The 16,777-nt window shown below is 34.8% G+C and carries 14 protein-coding genes; 13 read left to right on the plus strand and 1 reads right to left on the minus strand.

All coding sequences use genetic code 11. The features are described 5' to 3' along the window. The first annotated feature begins 33 nt into the window (after positions 1–33). The 3 genes from ACR1PN_RS06140 to ACR1PN_RS06150 all read left to right on the plus strand — a co-directional run bounded on the left by ACR1PN_RS06140 (position 34) and on the right by ACR1PN_RS06150 (position 3,322). Positions 34–1,815 carry a histidine kinase gene (locus ACR1PN_RS06140; protein WP_433979289.1) on the plus strand — a complete coding sequence of 594 codons (1,782 nt, stop codon included), beginning with the start codon at positions 34–36 and terminating at the stop codon, positions 1,813–1,815. A 44-nt stretch (positions 1,816–1,859) separates the two neighbouring features. Then, on the plus strand, positions 1,860–2,594 hold the full coding sequence (locus ACR1PN_RS06145) for a LytR/AlgR family response regulator transcription factor (protein WP_433979290.1): 735 nt from the start codon (positions 1,860–1,862) through the stop codon (positions 2,592–2,594). 188 nt (positions 2,595–2,782) lie between these two features. Next, positions 2,783–3,322, plus strand: a complete 540-nt coding sequence (locus ACR1PN_RS06150; protein ID WP_433979291.1) for a lipocalin family protein — start codon at positions 2,783–2,785, stop codon at positions 3,320–3,322. Between the two features lie 125 nt (positions 3,323–3,447). Here the strand turns inward: ACR1PN_RS06150 and ACR1PN_RS06155 are convergent, their stop codons facing one another. Then, entirely contained in the window at positions 3,448–3,930 is a 483-nt protein-coding gene (locus ACR1PN_RS06155) for a hypothetical protein (RefSeq protein ID WP_433979292.1), read from the minus strand. Between the two features lie 119 nt (positions 3,931–4,049). Here ACR1PN_RS06155 and ACR1PN_RS06160 point away from each other — a divergent pair, with 119 nt between their 5' ends. From ACR1PN_RS06160 to ACR1PN_RS06205, 10 genes are all read left to right on the plus strand, one after another. Then, positions 4,050–5,306, plus strand: a complete 1,257-nt coding sequence (locus ACR1PN_RS06160; RefSeq protein WP_433979293.1) for a CinA family nicotinamide mononucleotide deamidase-related protein — start codon at positions 4,050–4,052, stop codon at positions 5,304–5,306. A 109-nt stretch (positions 5,307–5,415) separates the two neighbouring features. Next, positions 5,416–7,461 (plus strand): M13 family metallopeptidase, encoded by a 2,046-nt coding sequence (locus ACR1PN_RS06165; protein WP_378174763.1) that lies wholly within the window; start codon positions 5,416–5,418, stop codon positions 7,459–7,461. A gap of 176 nt (positions 7,462–7,637) precedes the next feature. Continuing rightward, positions 7,638–9,737 carry a M13 family metallopeptidase gene (locus tag ACR1PN_RS06170; protein WP_433979294.1) on the plus strand — a complete coding sequence of 700 codons (2,100 nt, stop codon included), beginning with the start codon at positions 7,638–7,640 and terminating at the stop codon, positions 9,735–9,737. A gap of 150 nt (positions 9,738–9,887) precedes the next feature. Next, positions 9,888–10,424: a type VI secretion system contractile sheath small subunit gene (locus tag ACR1PN_RS06175; RefSeq protein WP_378174757.1), complete on the plus strand. Its 537-nt coding sequence runs from the start codon at positions 9,888–9,890 to the stop codon at positions 10,422–10,424. A 23-nt stretch (positions 10,425–10,447) separates the two neighbouring features. Next, positions 10,448–11,809 carry a DUF5458 family protein gene (locus ACR1PN_RS06180; RefSeq protein WP_378174754.1) on the plus strand — a complete coding sequence of 454 codons (1,362 nt, stop codon included), beginning with the start codon at positions 10,448–10,450 and terminating at the stop codon, positions 11,807–11,809. A 77-nt stretch (positions 11,810–11,886) separates the two neighbouring features. Next, positions 11,887–12,360 (plus strand): hypothetical protein, encoded by a 474-nt coding sequence (locus tag ACR1PN_RS06185; protein ID WP_433979295.1) that lies wholly within the window; start codon positions 11,887–11,889, stop codon positions 12,358–12,360. A gap of 33 nt (positions 12,361–12,393) precedes the next feature. Next, positions 12,394–13,440 carry an A/G-specific adenine glycosylase gene (mutY, locus tag ACR1PN_RS06190; protein ID WP_433979296.1) on the plus strand — a complete coding sequence of 349 codons (1,047 nt, stop codon included), beginning with the start codon at positions 12,394–12,396 and terminating at the stop codon, positions 13,438–13,440. 280 nt (positions 13,441–13,720) lie between these two features. Then, the gene (gene gldD, locus ACR1PN_RS06195; RefSeq protein ID WP_378174745.1) at positions 13,721–14,278 is read left to right on the plus strand and encodes a gliding motility lipoprotein GldD; all 558 of its coding nucleotides are present in this window, start codon (positions 13,721–13,723) and stop codon (positions 14,276–14,278) included. 58 nt (positions 14,279–14,336) lie between these two features. Continuing rightward, positions 14,337–15,260, plus strand: a complete 924-nt coding sequence (locus tag ACR1PN_RS06200) for a PfkB family carbohydrate kinase (RefSeq protein WP_433979297.1) — start codon at positions 14,337–14,339, stop codon at positions 15,258–15,260. 88 nt (positions 15,261–15,348) lie between these two features. After that, positions 15,349–16,716, plus strand: coding sequence for a peptidylprolyl isomerase (locus tag ACR1PN_RS06205; protein WP_433979298.1), 1,368 nt, complete (start codon positions 15,349–15,351; stop codon positions 16,714–16,716). The last annotated feature ends 61 nt before the right edge of the window (positions 16,717–16,777 follow it).

Raw genomic sequence — 16,777 nt, forward strand, 5'->3', positions numbered from 1 at the left:
TTACTACTTCAATTATATGTATATCTTTGTTTTATGAAATTCATTGGGCTTTTTACGTTTATTCTTTTCTTGTTTTCTGCGAATATTTTGCATTCGCAGAGCAGAGATACAAAGGAAATTGTAGCCGAATCTTCAAAACTTAGAAAAGCAGTTGACACTAAAAACGAATCCGCCGAAGCCGACTCTTATTATAATATTGGCGAAACTTATTTCAACATCGGAAATTTTCCGAAAAGTGAAGAATATTTCATCAAATCAAAAAATATTTACGAAAAGCTTAATGACAAAAAGAATCTTGAGAAGGTTACCCGAAAGCTTGCTCAGTCTCAGGAAAGTCAGAATAAGCTAAAAGATGCCGTTTCAAATTATGAAAGTGCTTCGAAAATCGGTTATTCGAAAGCAAGCAAAAAGATGAATTCTAATGATGCTTCAAGAGTTACAGCACCTTCTGTAAACCAAAAAGCAGAAGCAATTCAAAGTAATATTGCCATCAGTGAAAAGGAAAATAATAAGGAAGATCTTGCGGCCGGTTACAGCCAAATGGCGGATGTAAATATCGAAAATAAAAATATTCCGAAAGCTGAAGAAAACCTGAACACAGCATATAAAATTTCAAAAGAAGAAGCTCCACAACAGGCTTTAGCCATCAACCAAAAACTGACGGATTTGTATGTTGAAAATAAAAATTTCGACAAAGCCATTGAAGTAAAAAAGAAAGTTCTGAAAGAGGATTTCGTAAAAGAAAATTCAAAAAAAGAAGTAGAACAAATTCAGGAATTGGCAGATATTTATATCAAAAAAGATGATCCGAAAGAGGCGATTAATTTATTGAAAAAATCTTACGGAATTGCACTTGAGAAAGGTCATACTCTGGAAGCTCAGAAAAGCGTAAGAAAACTTGATAGCTTATATCAGGTTTCCGAAAATATTAATGAATCCATCAGTTTGTACAGAGATTTTCTTGGAAAATTACCCGATTTGGTTTCCAAAGATAAAAGTCTCGTTGATGAAAAAATTCTGGAAGATACTGAGCAGAAAATTCAACAGCTCGAGCAGGAAAAAAAGCTGAAAGATGAACTCATTCGCAAGAAAAATCTTTTCAATTACAGTTTGATTGGGGCTTTAATTATTTTAATTGGTTTAATTTTCTTCATTTTCAGAACACTCAAAAAAGTTCAGATTAAAAACAAAAAAATTGCCTTACAGTCGCTTCGTCGTGAGATGAACCCACATTTTATTTTTAACAGCTTAAATTCTGTCAATCATTTTATTGCCACAAATAACGAGCTGGAAGCCAATCAATATTTAACCAAATTTTCGAAACTCATGCGTGGTGTGATGGAAAATTCTACGGAAGATTTTATTCCGTTTCAGCAGGAATTAGATTTGCTTCAGAATTATTTGGCTTTAGAAAAAACACGTTTCGCTGATAAGTTTGACTATGAAATCGAAGTGGATGAAAGTTTAAACACCCAAAGCCTCAAAGTTCCCGGAATGTTGGTACAGCCTTTTCTCGAAAATGCAGTTTGGCACGGCTTAAGATATCGAACAACAAAAGGTTTTTTAAAATTAAAATTCGAAAAATCGTATGAAAATCTAAAAATCACAATCGAAGACAATGGAATCGGCATCGAAGAAAGCAAAAAACAAAAAACCGAACACCAAAAAACCCGAAAAGGTCGCGGAATGAAAAATACTTTGGAGAGAATTGCTTTGCTAAATGATCTTTACAAACAGAATATTGAATGCAAAATCACTGATAAACCAACTTCTCAGGGAGTTTTTGTCGAAATCACTTACAAACTGATTCATTAGTTTTCAATTTTAGATATTGAATTTTAAATCTTAAATTTTCAAGCATGAAAATAAAATCCGTAATCATAGATGACGAAAAAATTGCCAGAGAAGTTCTAAGCAGCTATCTCACTAAATACTGTCCGCAAATTGAGATTTTAGGTGAAGCGGAAAATATCAAAGAGGCAGTTCCCTTAATTGCTGAAAAACAGCCACAACTCGTTTTTCTGGATGTTGAAATGCCTTTCGGAAATGCTTTCGATGTTTTGGAAGCGACCAAGGAATTTTCTTACGAGACCATTTTTATCACGGCATTTTCACAATATTCGCTTCAGGCTTTAAATAAATCGGCGAGTTACTACATTTTAAAACCTATTGATATTCAGGAATTGATTTTAGCGGTTAATAAAGTTGCAGAAAGCATTGAAAAGAAGGAAGAACTCAACCGAAATAAGATTCTGCTTGAAAATTTAAAGCTAAAACCCGAGAAACAACAATTGATTCTTCCAACTTTACAGGGTTTTGATGTGGTAAAAACAGAAGATATTGTCAGACTTCAGGCGGATGGAAATTTTACGCAGGTTTATCTCACAGATGGCTCCAAGAAAATGGTTTGCCGGTTTTTGAAGCATTTTGATGACTTATTGGAAAAACCATTCGTCCGTGTTCATCGTTCTCATATTATCAACACGACTTTTGTAAAATCTTACCATAAAAGCGGAACCGCAACACTTTCCGACGATACTGAAATTGAAGTTTCAGGAAGTTTTAAAGATCAATTTCTGAAGATTTTTAACTAAAAATTTATTTAACCATTAAGAACATTTAAGTTGTTAAGTTTTATTAAGTATAAATCTAATAGATTTTTATAAAGATTTTGCTTAAAGCGAAGCTTAACTTAATTATTCTGAACTTCTTAATAATTCTGAATGGTTCAAAATTAAAGGGCATCATTTTTGAATTTTCATCATACACAAATTATAGTATTATGAAAACCTTACATAAAATTGCCATTCCGGTTTCTTTAGGAATTTTAGGACTCATTATTCTCAATTCTTGCTCGGTCGGAATTCCGAAAGGAGCAAGTGCTATCTCAAATTTTAATTCAGACAAGTATCTCGGAAAATGGTATGAAATTGCACGTTTCGATTATAAATTCGAAAAAAACATGGATAACGTAACGGCAAATTATTCATTAAATTCCGACGGAACGATTAAAGTCCAGAATAGAGGTTATAATTACGTAAAAAAAGAATGGAAAGAGTCAGTTGGTGAAGCGAGATTTGTAAATGATAAGTCTGAAGCACGACTAAAAGTTTCATTTTTTAAACCAATTTGGGCAGGTTATAATGTAATTGATATTGATGACGATTATCAATATGCTTTGGTCGTGGGAAACAGCACAAAATACATCTGGATTTTATCCCGAAACAAAGAAATTCCTAACAGTATAAAAGAAAGATTTTTAGCAAAAGCTCAGAAAATTGGCTATAATACCGATGATTTAATTTGGGTAAAACATGATTAGTGAATACTTTTAATAAGGTTTGTCATTCTGAACATAGACAGAAAGTCTACGAACGAAGTTCAGAAATGGAGTGAAGAATCTATTTTATAGAGATTCTTCCTTCGTCAGAATGACAAATTTTGCGTTTAATTCATGGTCAGACTTTTATACTCTTTCCATTCCTCAAATCGATGATTAATAATCTGTTTCATCAGGTCATAGTTTTCGTAGCTGTCTTCAATATGATAGAAAGTTTCATATTCAAAATCACTTTCTTCGGCAATACTGTCAAAAAGATTAATGTAATCGGTAGCAAAAGAACTGAATTTATTCCCAAAATCGGTTTCATCCACGTAATAATCTTTGGCAAAAGCATTTCCTAAATCATTCAAATCAAATTCTGAAAATTTTCCGTCCATAGAATCAATGATAAACTCTGCGCCGGTGATTTCTCTTCTTTTTAATTTTTCAATTTGCTCTTCGCTATCTTCTTTAAATTCTTGGGAAACAAAATTTCTTTCGATACACCAGTTCAGAAACATACCGGTATGGGTGGCTCCGTTTTTTTCAGGTAATCCTTCAGGAAAATCGCCTCCGTAATGCCATGAAGCATCATCATATTTAGACATAAAAATAGTTTAATTATAGTTTTAAACAGTAAAGTTCAAAGATATAAAAAATGGTTTTCTTTTGTTCACTACACAGAATTTTCCGTCTTTTGTAAAGAAATTTTTTTCGAAAATTATATATGGAAAATGCAGTTCTTATTACCATTGGTGACGAAATACTTTCAGGAAATACAGTCGATACCAATTCAAATTTTATTGCTACCGAACTTAAAAATATAGGCATCAAAGTTTCTCAGATTTTTACTATCTCAGATGAAATTGACATCATTAAAAACACATTGAATTCAGCTTTTGAGATTGGAGATTTGGTCATTACAACAGGTGGTTTAGGTCCGACAAGAGACGACAAAACCAAAAAGGCGTTAGCCGAATTTTTTGATGATGAAATCGCTTTGGATGAGGTTACTTTTGAGCATCTTAAAGCGTATATGGAAAAGCGTGGAAGAATTGAAATTTTAGAAAGAAACCGCGAACAGGCTTTTGTTCCTACGAAATCTACAGTTTTTCAAAACCATTTTGGAACTGCACCCTGTATGATGATGCAGAACGGAAACAAACTTTCTTTCAGTTTACCGGGCGTTCCTTATGAGGTGAAACCGCTGATTAAAGACCAGATTGTTCCTTATTTAAAAGAAAAATTTAATCTGAATTATATTTCCACGAGAATCGTTTCTGTGGTCGGAATTCCCGAAAGTATTTTAGCGGATAAAATTGAAGAATGGGAATTGGCATTGCCTGAAAATATGGCATTGTCTTATCTTCCAGTGGGAACCAGAGTGAAGTTGAGATTGACTGCAACAGGGGAAAACGAACAGTTTTTACAAATTCAGCTTGAAAATCAGATTCATAAATTATTTCCGATTATTGGCGAGAATATAATTGCAACTTCTGAAGATAAAATTGAAAAAATTTTAGCAGAAATTCTTAATGAAAAAGAAATGACGATTTCCACGGCAGAAAGTTGTACAGGCGGTGAACTGGCAAAATTGCTGACTTCAAATTCGGGAAGCTCAAAATATTTTATCGGCGGAATTGTAGCATATGCAACGGAAAAGAAGGTTGATATTTTAAACGTTTCGGAAGGAACGATCGAGCGGTTTACAGTGGTGAGTGAAGAAGTGGCGAGAGAAATGGCAGAAGGCTGCCAAAATCTTTTTAAAACAGATATTTCACTTTCTACAACAGGAGTTGCAGGTCCTGGAAAAGGTGAGGACGGAAAAGACGTAGGAACAGTTTACTATACGATCAGGGTCAACAATAAGTCGGAAACTTTCAAATTATATCTTCCGCATCTCGACAGGCCGGATTTTGTTTCTTTTGTTTCACAGAAGATAATTCAGGATCTTGTTGGAATTTTAATTGGAAATAATTCTTAAAATCAACTACATTCACAGTTTGGAAATCGAGATTCTTTATTCAAAATAAATTAACTTTCCCGTAACAAAATTTAAATTAAATATACTTATTGTATAAATTACTATTGCAATGAAAAAGCTAAGTCTTTCTTTATTTTTACTGGCTGGGATTTGTTCACAAAATACGCTGAACGCTCAGACTAAAACAACAACTACAGCAGATAAGGGTTTAGACATCAGTCTGATGGATAAATCGGTTCGACCACAGGATGATTTTTATAATTATGTGAGCGGAACCTGGATGAAAACTGCTAAAATTCCTTCTGATAAGCCAACTTGGGGAAGTTTCAATAAATTGGCAGATGATACCGATAACAATTCTATGACGATCCTAAATTCGCTTCTGAAAGATAAATTCGCAGATGGAAGTGAAGGTAAAAAAATACAGGATCTGTATGCTTCTTACATGAATATGGCGAAGAGAAATGCAGACGGAATCAAACCAATTCAGGAAAACATCAATAAAATTGATGCGATCAAAAACCTTACAGATTTACAGAATTATTTAGCTTCTGTAACAAAAGAAGGCGAAAACAATTTCTACGGATGGGGCGTTTATGCAGATCTTAAAGATTCTAATATGAATGCGGTTTACTTAGGTGACGCTTCATTGGGAATGGGAAGAGATTATTACCAAAAAGTTGATGCTAAAAATACGGAAGCCCTTGCTGAATACGAAAAATATGTGGCTTCTATGTTAAAAGAATTAGGCTATAAAAACGCTGATGCAGCTGCAAAAGGAATTGTAGATTACGAAAGAAGTATTGCTAAACATTTGTTGACAAATGAGCAAAGTCGTGACAATACGCTTCAGTATAATCCGCAGACAATGGCCGAATTGAAAGCTCTGGTTAAAAACGTAGACCTTCCTGCTTATCTTAAAAAAGTTGGTGTAAATACTGATAAAGTAATCATTGGTGAATTAGGATATTACAAAAATTTTGATCAGTTGGTGAATGAAAAAAATCTTCCTGTAATTAAGGATTATCTGAAATTCCATATGATCAGCGGAAGTGCTTCTTACCTAAGTGAAAAATTGGGTGACATGAAGTTTGCTTTCTACGGCAAATATTTAAGAGGTCAGCAAGAGCAGAGAGCTTTAAATAAAAGAGGATATGAGCTGATTAATGGTTCTTTGGGAGAAGCTTTCGGTAAATTATATGTAGAAAAATATTTCCCGGCTTCAGCAAAAGCTCAGATGGTTGAATTGATTGATTATCTAAAGAAAAGCTTTGCCGTTCACATCAATGGTTTAACTTGGATGTCTGCTACAACAAAAGAAAAAGCAATGGCTAAATTGAATAAATTTACCGTAAAAGTTGCTTATCCTGATAAATGGAAAGACTATTCTAAATTGGTAATCACTCCGGAATCTAAAGGTGGAAACTTATACCAGAACCTTCAGAATATTGGCGAATGGCAGTATACGAAAGAGTTGGCAAAAATCGGAAAACCAGTTGATAAAACAGAATGGGGTATGACTCCCCAAACGGTAAATGCATATTACAATCCGGTGTACAACGAAATTGTTTTCCCTGCTGCAATTCTTCAGCCTCCTTTCTTCAATCCTCAAGCGGATGCTGCGGTGAATTTTGGCGGAATCGGTGCGGTTATCGGTCACGAAATGAGCCACGGATTTGATGATTCGGGAGCACAGTTTGACGCTGAAGGTAATCTTGTTGACTGGTGGACTCCGGAAGATAAAGCAAACTTCGAAAAAGCGACTAAAGCTTTGGCTGCTCAATACGATAAGTATGAGCCGGTAAAAGGAACTTTTGTGAACGGAACTTTCACAAATGGTGAAAATATCGCCGATTTAGGAGGTGTAAACATTGCTTACGACGCACTTCAAATGTATTTGAAAGATAAAGGAAACCCTGGTTCAATCAGCGGTTATACGCAAGACCAAAGATTCTTTTTAAGCTGGGCAACCGTTTGGAGAACTTTATCAAGCGAGAAATATATGGTGAACCAAGTAAAAACAGATCCGCATTCTCCTGGATACTTCAGAAGTTTCGGACCTCTTACGAATGTTGATGCATTCTACAAAGCATTCGATGTAAAACCTGGTGACAAACTTTACAAAAAACCGGAAGAAAGAATCAAAATCTGGTAATCAATATCGAAAATATTCAAAACCGTTCAGAAATGAGCGGTTTTTTTATGAAATTTAATTGTTTAAAAGCCAACAACTAACCAGATACCAACAACAATTAACATGATTCCAATAATTCAGATTTAACATAAATTCCTATATTTGATCAAACTGTTTTACACATCAAAATTATTTTAATGAAAAAACTAAATATCGCAGCACTTGCATTTTCAGGTGTTGTATTTTTAAATTCTTGCGGAACTGCTAAAAAACCTGTTGAAACAACAGAAAAAGCACCCACAAATATCGTTGCTGTAAATTCTGAATTGGTAATCCTTCCTGAAAACGGACTTAATTTATCGTATATGGATAAAACGGTTCGCCCACAGGATGATTTCTTCAGTTATGTCAACGGAAACTGGGTAAAAGAAACGCAGATTCCTTCTGATAAAGCGAGTTGGGGTTCTTTCAATGCGTTGAGAGAAAATGTAGATGACGCTTCGCTTGATATTTTAAATAAAATTTTGACCGAGAAATATGCAGAAGGTTCAGAAGGTCAGAAAATTCAGAATCTGTATGCATCGTTCATGGATGTTGAAAAGAGAAATAAAGAAGGAATAGCTCCGATCAAATCTGATTTAGCTAAAATCGATGCGATTAAAAATATAAATGACCTTCAGAAATATCTTTTAGAAGCCACAAAGCTGGGCGACAATTCATTCTACGGATGGAGGGTCGGTGCAGATATGAAAAACTCCAAAATGAATGCAGTTTATTTAGGGGGTCCCGACCTTGGTTTAGGGAGAGATTATTACCAGAAAGTAAATGAAGCCAACACGAAAACTTTAGCAGAATATCAGAACTATGTAGCAAAATTATTCGGAGTTTTAGGTTATAAAAATTCTGCGACAACAGCTAAAAATGTAGTTGATTTTGAAAAGCAATTGGCTAATTATTTGTTGACCTTAGAGCAAAATAGGGATGCTAATTTACGGTACAATCCTAAAAACGTTTCCGAACTTTCAGGTTTGGTAAAGAATGTCAATTTAGCAAAATACCTCAAAGATGCCGGAGTAGATACCGATAAAGTAATCGTGGGCGAGCTGAAATATTACCAGAATATGGATCAGTTTTTCAACCAAAAAAATCTTCCTTTATTAAAAGATTATTTAAAATATCATGTTATCAACGGAAATGCAAGTAATTTGGGTGAAAACTTAGATAATATCCGTTTTGATTTTTACTCTAAATATCTTCAGGGCCAAAAAGAGCAGCGAGCGATGAATAAAAGAGGTTTAGCTCTTGTAAACAGTGTTTTGGGGGAAGCTTTCGGGAAATTATATGTTGATAAATACTTCAGTCCGGAATCTAAGCAGCAAATGGAAATGTACATCGACTATCTGTTGAAATCTTTCAAACAGCATATCAATGATATGGATTGGATGTCGCCTGAAACGAAAGTGAAAGCCCAGGAAAAACTTTCTAAGTTCACAGTAAAAATTGCCTACCCGGATCAATGGAAAGATTATTCTAAATTAAAAGTGGAATCTCCTGCTCAAGGGGCAACTTTGTATTCAAACCTTCAGAACGTTTCAGCTTGGCAATATCAGAAAAGCTTGGAAAAAGTTGGGAAACCTGTTGATAAAACAGAATGGGGAATGTCTCCACAAACTGTAAACGCTTATTACAGCGGCTCAAATAACGAAATTGTTTTCCCTGCAGCCATTCTTCAGCCGCCTTTTTACAATCCGAAAGCGGACGCAGCCGTAAATTTTGGTGGAATCGGAGCTGTTATCGGTCACGAAATTTCTCACGGATTTGACGACAGCGGTTCACGATTCGATGGCGACGGAAACCTTAATAATTGGTGGACGGATCAAGATCGTAAAAACTTTGATGCAAAAGTGGGGCAGTTGGCTGCACAATACAATGCTTACGAACCGGTAAAAGGAAGTTTTGTCAACGGTAAGTTTACAAGCGGAGAAAATATCGGTGATTTAGGTGGAGTAGCGGTTGCTTACGATGCATTGCAGATGTATTTAAAAGATAAAGGGAATCCGGGACTGATCAGTGGTTTTACTCAGGATCAGCGATTTTTTATGAGCTGGGCGACGGTTTGGCGAACCAAGTCTACCGACCAGTATATGATTAATCAGGTGAAAACAGATCCGCATTCTCCGGGATATTTCAGAGCATTTGGTCCTTTGGTAAATCAGGATTCTTTCATGAAAGCATTTGATATTAAACCTGGAGACAAATTGTACAAAGCTCCGGCAGACAGAATAAAAATCTGGTAATTTTCAATATGAAATTATTATTAAAACGCATCTTTACGGTGCGTTTTTTTATTTATTTTTCATAGATTGGTGATACTAAAAGAGGTTGTTAATCATGTAATTGCATCCCTGAAGCTGAATTGTTTTAAAAAAATCCCTACAAAATTTTTTATGTTAGACTTTTTTTATAAATTTAAACATTGGATTGGTCAAATATTTGCTAATTCAACCAAAATCAGGAATCACAAAAAAAATAATAATATGGCAATGTTCAATTATGGTGTTGGCGGAAACGAGGTAAAAGTTGATGCTAATGAAGCAATCCAGGAAATCCAGGAAAACAAATCCCTTATTGTAAGTCAGCTGACTACAGATGAATCTTATGTTCCCGAAATTGTTACAGGTTTAAAAACAATTGATGATGTCTTCAGACATTTTCAGCCTTCAGTATCTGTGCAACACGAAACGCAGGACGGAAACATGGTGGAAGAAGAATTTCGTTTTCAGAATCTTGCAGATTTCACTCCCAAAAACCTTACTCAGAAATCGAATTATCTACAGCAGCTCAGCATGGAGCAGGAACAGTATAATAAGATTGTTCGTCAGCTGAAAAATAATAAAATTCTAAGAAATATGCTGGAAAATGAGCAGACAAGAACTGCTTTTATTGAAGCATTAAAGGATGTGGCACAGGAACTTGAAAAATAATTAAACGAAATTACACTAAAATCATGGATAGTAAGTTACAGGCTGCAGAAAGTCAACAGCATAATCAGCAACAACAAGCCGGAAGACCAAAAGGAAATCCGCTTGAAGAGTTAAATAAAATCGGTGGATTTGGCTTTATAGAATCTGTTGTAGACGGAATTGCCAATATGAACCCGACCAGAAAGGCAAGAAAAGAAATTTTCCTGAATGACGGTAATAAAGCAGACGAAAGAAAAGAGCTTCTTCAGAAAATCAATCTTTGGGTAGATCTTTTAAGCTCAAATGATCCTGCCGAAAAAATGGCAGATACGTGCAAGACAAAAGCACAAAATGCTGAACAGAATCTTAAACAGAATCTTAAAAATGTGTTAGATTCAGCTCGTCAGCTTGAAACGTCTTATAGAACAGTTGCCCAGTTTTATAAAAATACAGAACTTGATAAAGTAGATAATGTAAGCATTGTAAATGCAAGCTTAGATCAGGTTTCAGATTTGGATAATCCTCTTTTTATTGATGCAATTGCTGAAGAATTCAAAAACTATTACGACCGTTTGGATTTAAGAGACAATTATTCAATTTTGGCGATTCCCGGTTATCTTGGATCGAATAAAGTCGTTGAAAAATGGGCGAAAATCTGTAATGAAAACAAAGTAATGATGGTTACCGATTTTGCCAATCTTGATAAACCGGATGATGTTGTAGACTTATTCCATTCAGCGAATCTTACAGGTGGCGAATTGCACAGAAGTAATGTTATTATGACCTGTAATTGGTTGGTTGGCCGGGGAAGAGCTGAAGAAGTGGGAGAAGAAGAAAATGTAGAACTTCCACCATCAACTTCATTGGCAGGGAAAATCCACAAAACACTAATGTCACAGGTTGCAGCCGGTAAAAAGCACGGTAATATCAATGAAGTAGATGCTGTTAAATTTGAACTGAAGAAAAGTGAAATTTCTCAACTGGAAAAAATGGGATTGGTTCCTATGGTTAATGAGTATGGAAAAATCATGGCATTCTCTGCGAAAACATTATTTACAGGAGACAACATTGGTTTACAGACATACTCTGTAGTTCGCGTATTCGATTATGTAACGAAAGTTTTGTTGGATTTCCTAAACAGAAGAGCTTTCGAAAACTGGAATGCAAGAAACGAAGACGATTTGAGAAGACAGATCGTAAGCTTCTTAGATGGCATTAAAGGTGCTGATAAACTGATCGAGAAATTCAAAATTGTTCGTTTTGAACAGGATAAAGTGAACAAAGACAGAGTTTGGCTAGACATCAGACTTACTCCTTATTTCCCGACAAAAAGTTTTGTTATCAAACTAGACGGTCACAAAGGTGACGATGGTAATGAGTGGGATGCAGAATATGTTCAGGATTAAATTTTTACAATATTTAATATACAAACCGATGCGTCAAAACATCGGTTTTATTTTTTAATTAATTTTAAAATCGTTTAATGAAAAATCATTCGTTTTGCATTTTCGGATTCATTATTCTATTCCCGATAATTGGTTGTAAAAAAGAATATCAAAGACCCCAAAAATATGAGATCGACCTTTTTGCCAATGAGAAGAAAGATACGGTAACAGGATATGTAATGTCTGAAGATGAAGCTTACGGAGTCAGCGATATGGTGGTTGCAAGCTCAGATATTTCTGTTTCAGACAGTTCTTCGGGGCGTGGAAAAGCAATTTATATTTACAGAATCAATTCGGGAGATCTTTTGTTCAGCAAGAGAGACTCTGTGATTTCATATCCGTTTCAGTTTCTTTCAGATAAAAGATTAGATTTCAAAAAAGAGAAAAATGATTCAGTCTATGTGTTTTTAGAAACACTAAAAGGCTACAAATCGATCTCTGAAATGAAAAAAATTAAATATCAATGGCTTAGAGGTGCTCCGGTTTATCTTCTTGATAACGCAGAAAAATAATTTATCTTTGCTCTACTAAAACGAGTTGGTTTTTTGGAAAAGAATAAAAAAACTTCAGACTTTCTTCACATCGGCAATAAGCTGTTGAAATGGTATAATAAAAATGCGAGAGATTTACCGTTCAGAAAAACCAAAGATCCTTATAAAATCTGGATTTGTGAGATTGTTTTTCAGCAGACCAGAATCGCGCAGGGATTGAACCACTACAACAATTTTATCGAAAGATTTCCCGATGTCAAAACTTTAGCCGAAGCTCCGGAAGATGAGGTTTTATTGTATTGGAAAGGTTTAGGATATTATTCCCGTGCCATCAACATTCATAAAGCTGCACAGCAAATTATTAATGATTATCATGGAGTTTTTCCCTCAGATTACGAAGAAATTTTAAAACTGAAGGGTATTGGGAAATATACAGCTGCAGCAGTTTCCAGCATCTGTTTTGGTGGAAAAATGCCTGCCGTTGACGGAAATTTTTATCGTGTTTTGAGCCGGATTTTTGCCGATAATTTTGATATTTCAAATTCAAAAGCTTTCAATTATTTTTCACAATTATCAACTATGATAATGCCGGAAAATGTCGGCGATTTTAATCAGGCGATGATGGATCTGGGTTCAGAAATCTGTAAACCTAAAAATCCTTTATGCAGAGAATGCCCTGTAAATGATGATTGCCTTGCTTTTTCATTAAATAAAGTTTCGGAATTTCCGGTTAAAACAAAAAAAACGAAGGCACAGGATTTACAATTACAATATTATTTTGTTCACAGAAACGGTCAGTTTTTAATTCAGCAAAGAAAAGATGATTTTATCTGGAAGAAACTATTTGAATTTCCAACTGAGATCTCTGATGATTTAAAGCCATCTATAAGAAGTGTAAAAATGATAAATCATAAGCTTACCCATAAAAATCTGAGCATAGAGATTTTTAATGTAGAAGTTGATTCTGAAAAAGTTTGGGAAGATTTTATTGCTGAAAACAATTACATTATCACAGATGTCGAAGGTTCTCATGAAAGATCTTTTCCAAAACCTTTGGAGAATTATATTCAAAATTACGAAACAGCGTACAAAATTCTTTAAAAGGATGGATGTTGGAAGATGGATGCTGGAAGTTTACAATATTGAAGATAATGATTCTATGTGATTATTTTATTAATCAAAAATTGGGCGAAATTGTCTTTGCTAAGTGGAACGCCTTTGCGGACGAAAATATGCAGAATAAGATAAAAAAACTTTGCGCACCTTGCGTTTAAAATAAAATTTTATGGAAAACTCCATTTTAGTAATTTCAATTTCAAAACGCATTGAAATGCTGAAATTTGTATCTTAAAATCTGAAATGTAATTTGTATTTTTGCCGAATGATTAAAAAAGTCATTTTTATTTTTGTTTCGATGCTGATTATTTCGTGTGCAAAAGAAGCTACTCCCAAACCTTACGGGGAACTAAGATTAGAATATCCTGCACCAAAGTATCAGAAATTTGAGCCGAACTGTATGTACTCTTTTGAAGTTTCAGATTTTGCCAAAATTTATGATGCCAAAAGGCCTTGCTGGTATTATCTGAACTATCCGAAAATGAAAGCCAAGATTTTCCTCACGTATTATCCGATCAACAATGATTTTGCGCAACAGATTCAGGAGACGGAAAAAATGGTGTATAAACATACCATCAAAGCAAGTTCAATCGATACAAAATCTTTCGAATATCCCGAAAGAAAAGTTTACGGAAATTTCTACGAGCTTAAAGGACAGGCGGCATCCAATCTGCAGTTTTATGCAACTGACAGTACGAAGCATTTTGTAACAGGATATTTATACTTCAATTCCAGACCAAAACCAGATTCTTTAGCTCCGGCAGTAGATTATATCAAAAAAGATCTGATGCATTTACTGGATACTTTTGAATGGAAAAAATAAATTTTTAAATTAATAAAGAATGTAATCTCAGATTACACAGGAAAAATAAGCATTAAATATGAAACTTTTAGTTGTAGGAAGCGTGGCATTCGACGCTATTGAGACGCCGTTTGGAAAAACAGATAAAATTTTGGGTGGTGCAGCTACATATATCGGGATTACCTCTTCTATTTTAGGGGTGAAATCAGGGATTGTATCTGTAGTTGGTGGAGATTTCCCGCAGGAATATCTTGATATGTTTACCAATAGAGAGGTGAATATCGAAGGAATAGAAATTGTAAAAGAAGGCAAAACGTTTTTCTGGGCAGGAAAATATCATAATGATTTAAATACACGAGATACTTTAGCGACTGAAGTGAATGTTTTGGAGAATTTTGATCCTAAAATCCCAGATTCTATGCAGGATGCAGAGATTTTACTGTTAGGAAACCTTCATCCCGGAGTTCAGCTTTCTGTACTTGAAAAAATGAATCAGCGTCCAAAATTGGTGATCTTGGATACGATGAATTTCTGGATGGATTCTGCAATGGATATTTTAAAAGATATGATTGCGAAAACTGACGTTATTTCTATCAATGACGAGGAAGCGAGACAGCTTTCAGGAGAATATTCTTTGGTAAAAGCAGCTAAAAAAATCCATACGATGGGCCCTGCTTATGTAATCATTAAAAAAGGGGAACACGGAGCATTGTTATTCCACGACAACAAAGTTTTTGCAATTCCTGCGCTTCCTTTGGAAGAAGTTTTCGATCCGACCGGAGCGGGAGATACTTTTGCTGGTGGTTTTGCAGCTTATCTTGCTAAAAAAGGGAAATTTGATTTTGAAACGATGAAATCTGCGTTAATTATGGGCTCTGCAATGGCATCTTTTACTGTTGAAAAATTCGGAACAGAGAGGTTGGAAGAAGTAAACCAGGAAGATATTCACAGCAGATTGAGACAATTTAAAGAATTGACGACTTTTGATGTAGAACTGCAATAAATAATCTCTTTTTAAGAAATATTTATAATAAAAAATTGAGTGCAATTCATTAAGAATTCTAAATTTGCAACTTGTTTAAAATAGTATAATGATAAATAAACTAAAAATCACTTTTCTTCTTGGGGTTTTCACGATATTGTTCTCAGGGAATATGAATGCTCAGCTAAAGAAAGGACAGTTGGTAGACGGTATTGCAGCAGTAATTGGTGATGAGATCGTTTTGGAATCTGATGTTGAAGAGCAGATAAATTACGGAAAGCAGCAGGGAGCTTCAACTACCGACAGATGTGAGTTTTTGGAAAACCTGATCAACAATAAACTTCTGGTTTATGAAGCGAAAAGAGATACTTTAATTGAAAACCGTTCTGCTATGATTAAAGATCAGGCAAATGCAAAGTATAATCAGATGCTTTCACAGTTTCCTGATGAAAAAACAATGCTTGCTGCCTATAAATTCAGAAATCAGTATGAGATGAAGAATGCCATTGAGAAGATTGATACAGATACCTATTACGGGCAGGCAAAATTCCAGAGAATTACTGAAAAAGCAGACGTTACTCCAAATGAAGTAACCGATTTTTACAATATGTATAAATCTCAGCTTCCGGAAATCAAAGACGAGGTTTCTCTTTCGCAAATTATGATGTTTCCAAAACTTACGGAAGCTCATAAAGATGAACTCATTGGTAAGCTTAAAAAAATCAAAGCTGATATTCAGGGGGGAGAAAGTTTCGACAGCCAGGCAAGAATTTACTCTGAAGATAAAGGAACTGCTGCGAATGGAGGTCTGATGAAAAATATCTTTAAAGGACAGATGGTGAAGCCTTTTGAAGCCGCAGCATTAAACCTTCAGGAAGGAGAAATTTCAGATCCTGTTGAGTCTGAATTTGGTTATCACATTATTCAGTTGGTTAAAAAATCAGGTAAAGCATATGACGCGAGACATATTCTTTTGATGGCTACGCCGACTGACGAAGAGGTTGCAACTGCTAAAAAGAAATTAGACAGTATAAGAGGTTTGATTTTAGCTGAAAAAATAACTTTTAAAGATGCCGCTTTTAAATTTTCTGATGATAAAAGAACTAAATTCAATGCCGGTGTAATTCCAGGTGCAGACGGTTCAAATAAAATTGAAAGAGTGAGCATTCCGGGAGTTATCAGTTATGAACTTGCCGGTCTGAATAAGAACGATATTACGACCGCATTTGATGATAAAGATGAAAGAGATAGGAAGGTGGTAAAAATCATTAAGATTGATGATGTAATCCCATCGCATCAGATTACTCTTGAAACGGATTATGACAGAATCAAACAAATGGCTCTTAATAAGCGAAGAAATGAAATGGTGGAAAAGTTTGTCAATTCAAAACTTCCGACAACATTTATTTCTATCGATGGCCGATATGACAGTTGTAACTTCAAAGGCAATTGGAAAAAAGAATCGCTTACGAAATAAAACATAAACCTTCAGATTTTCTGAAGGTTTTTTTATGAAAAAGGATGCTTGAAATTACTTT

The organism is Chryseobacterium sp. RLHN22, assembly GCF_051011795.1.
Classification (GTDB): Bacteria; Bacteroidota; Bacteroidia; order Flavobacteriales; family Weeksellaceae; genus Chryseobacterium; species Chryseobacterium zhengzhouense.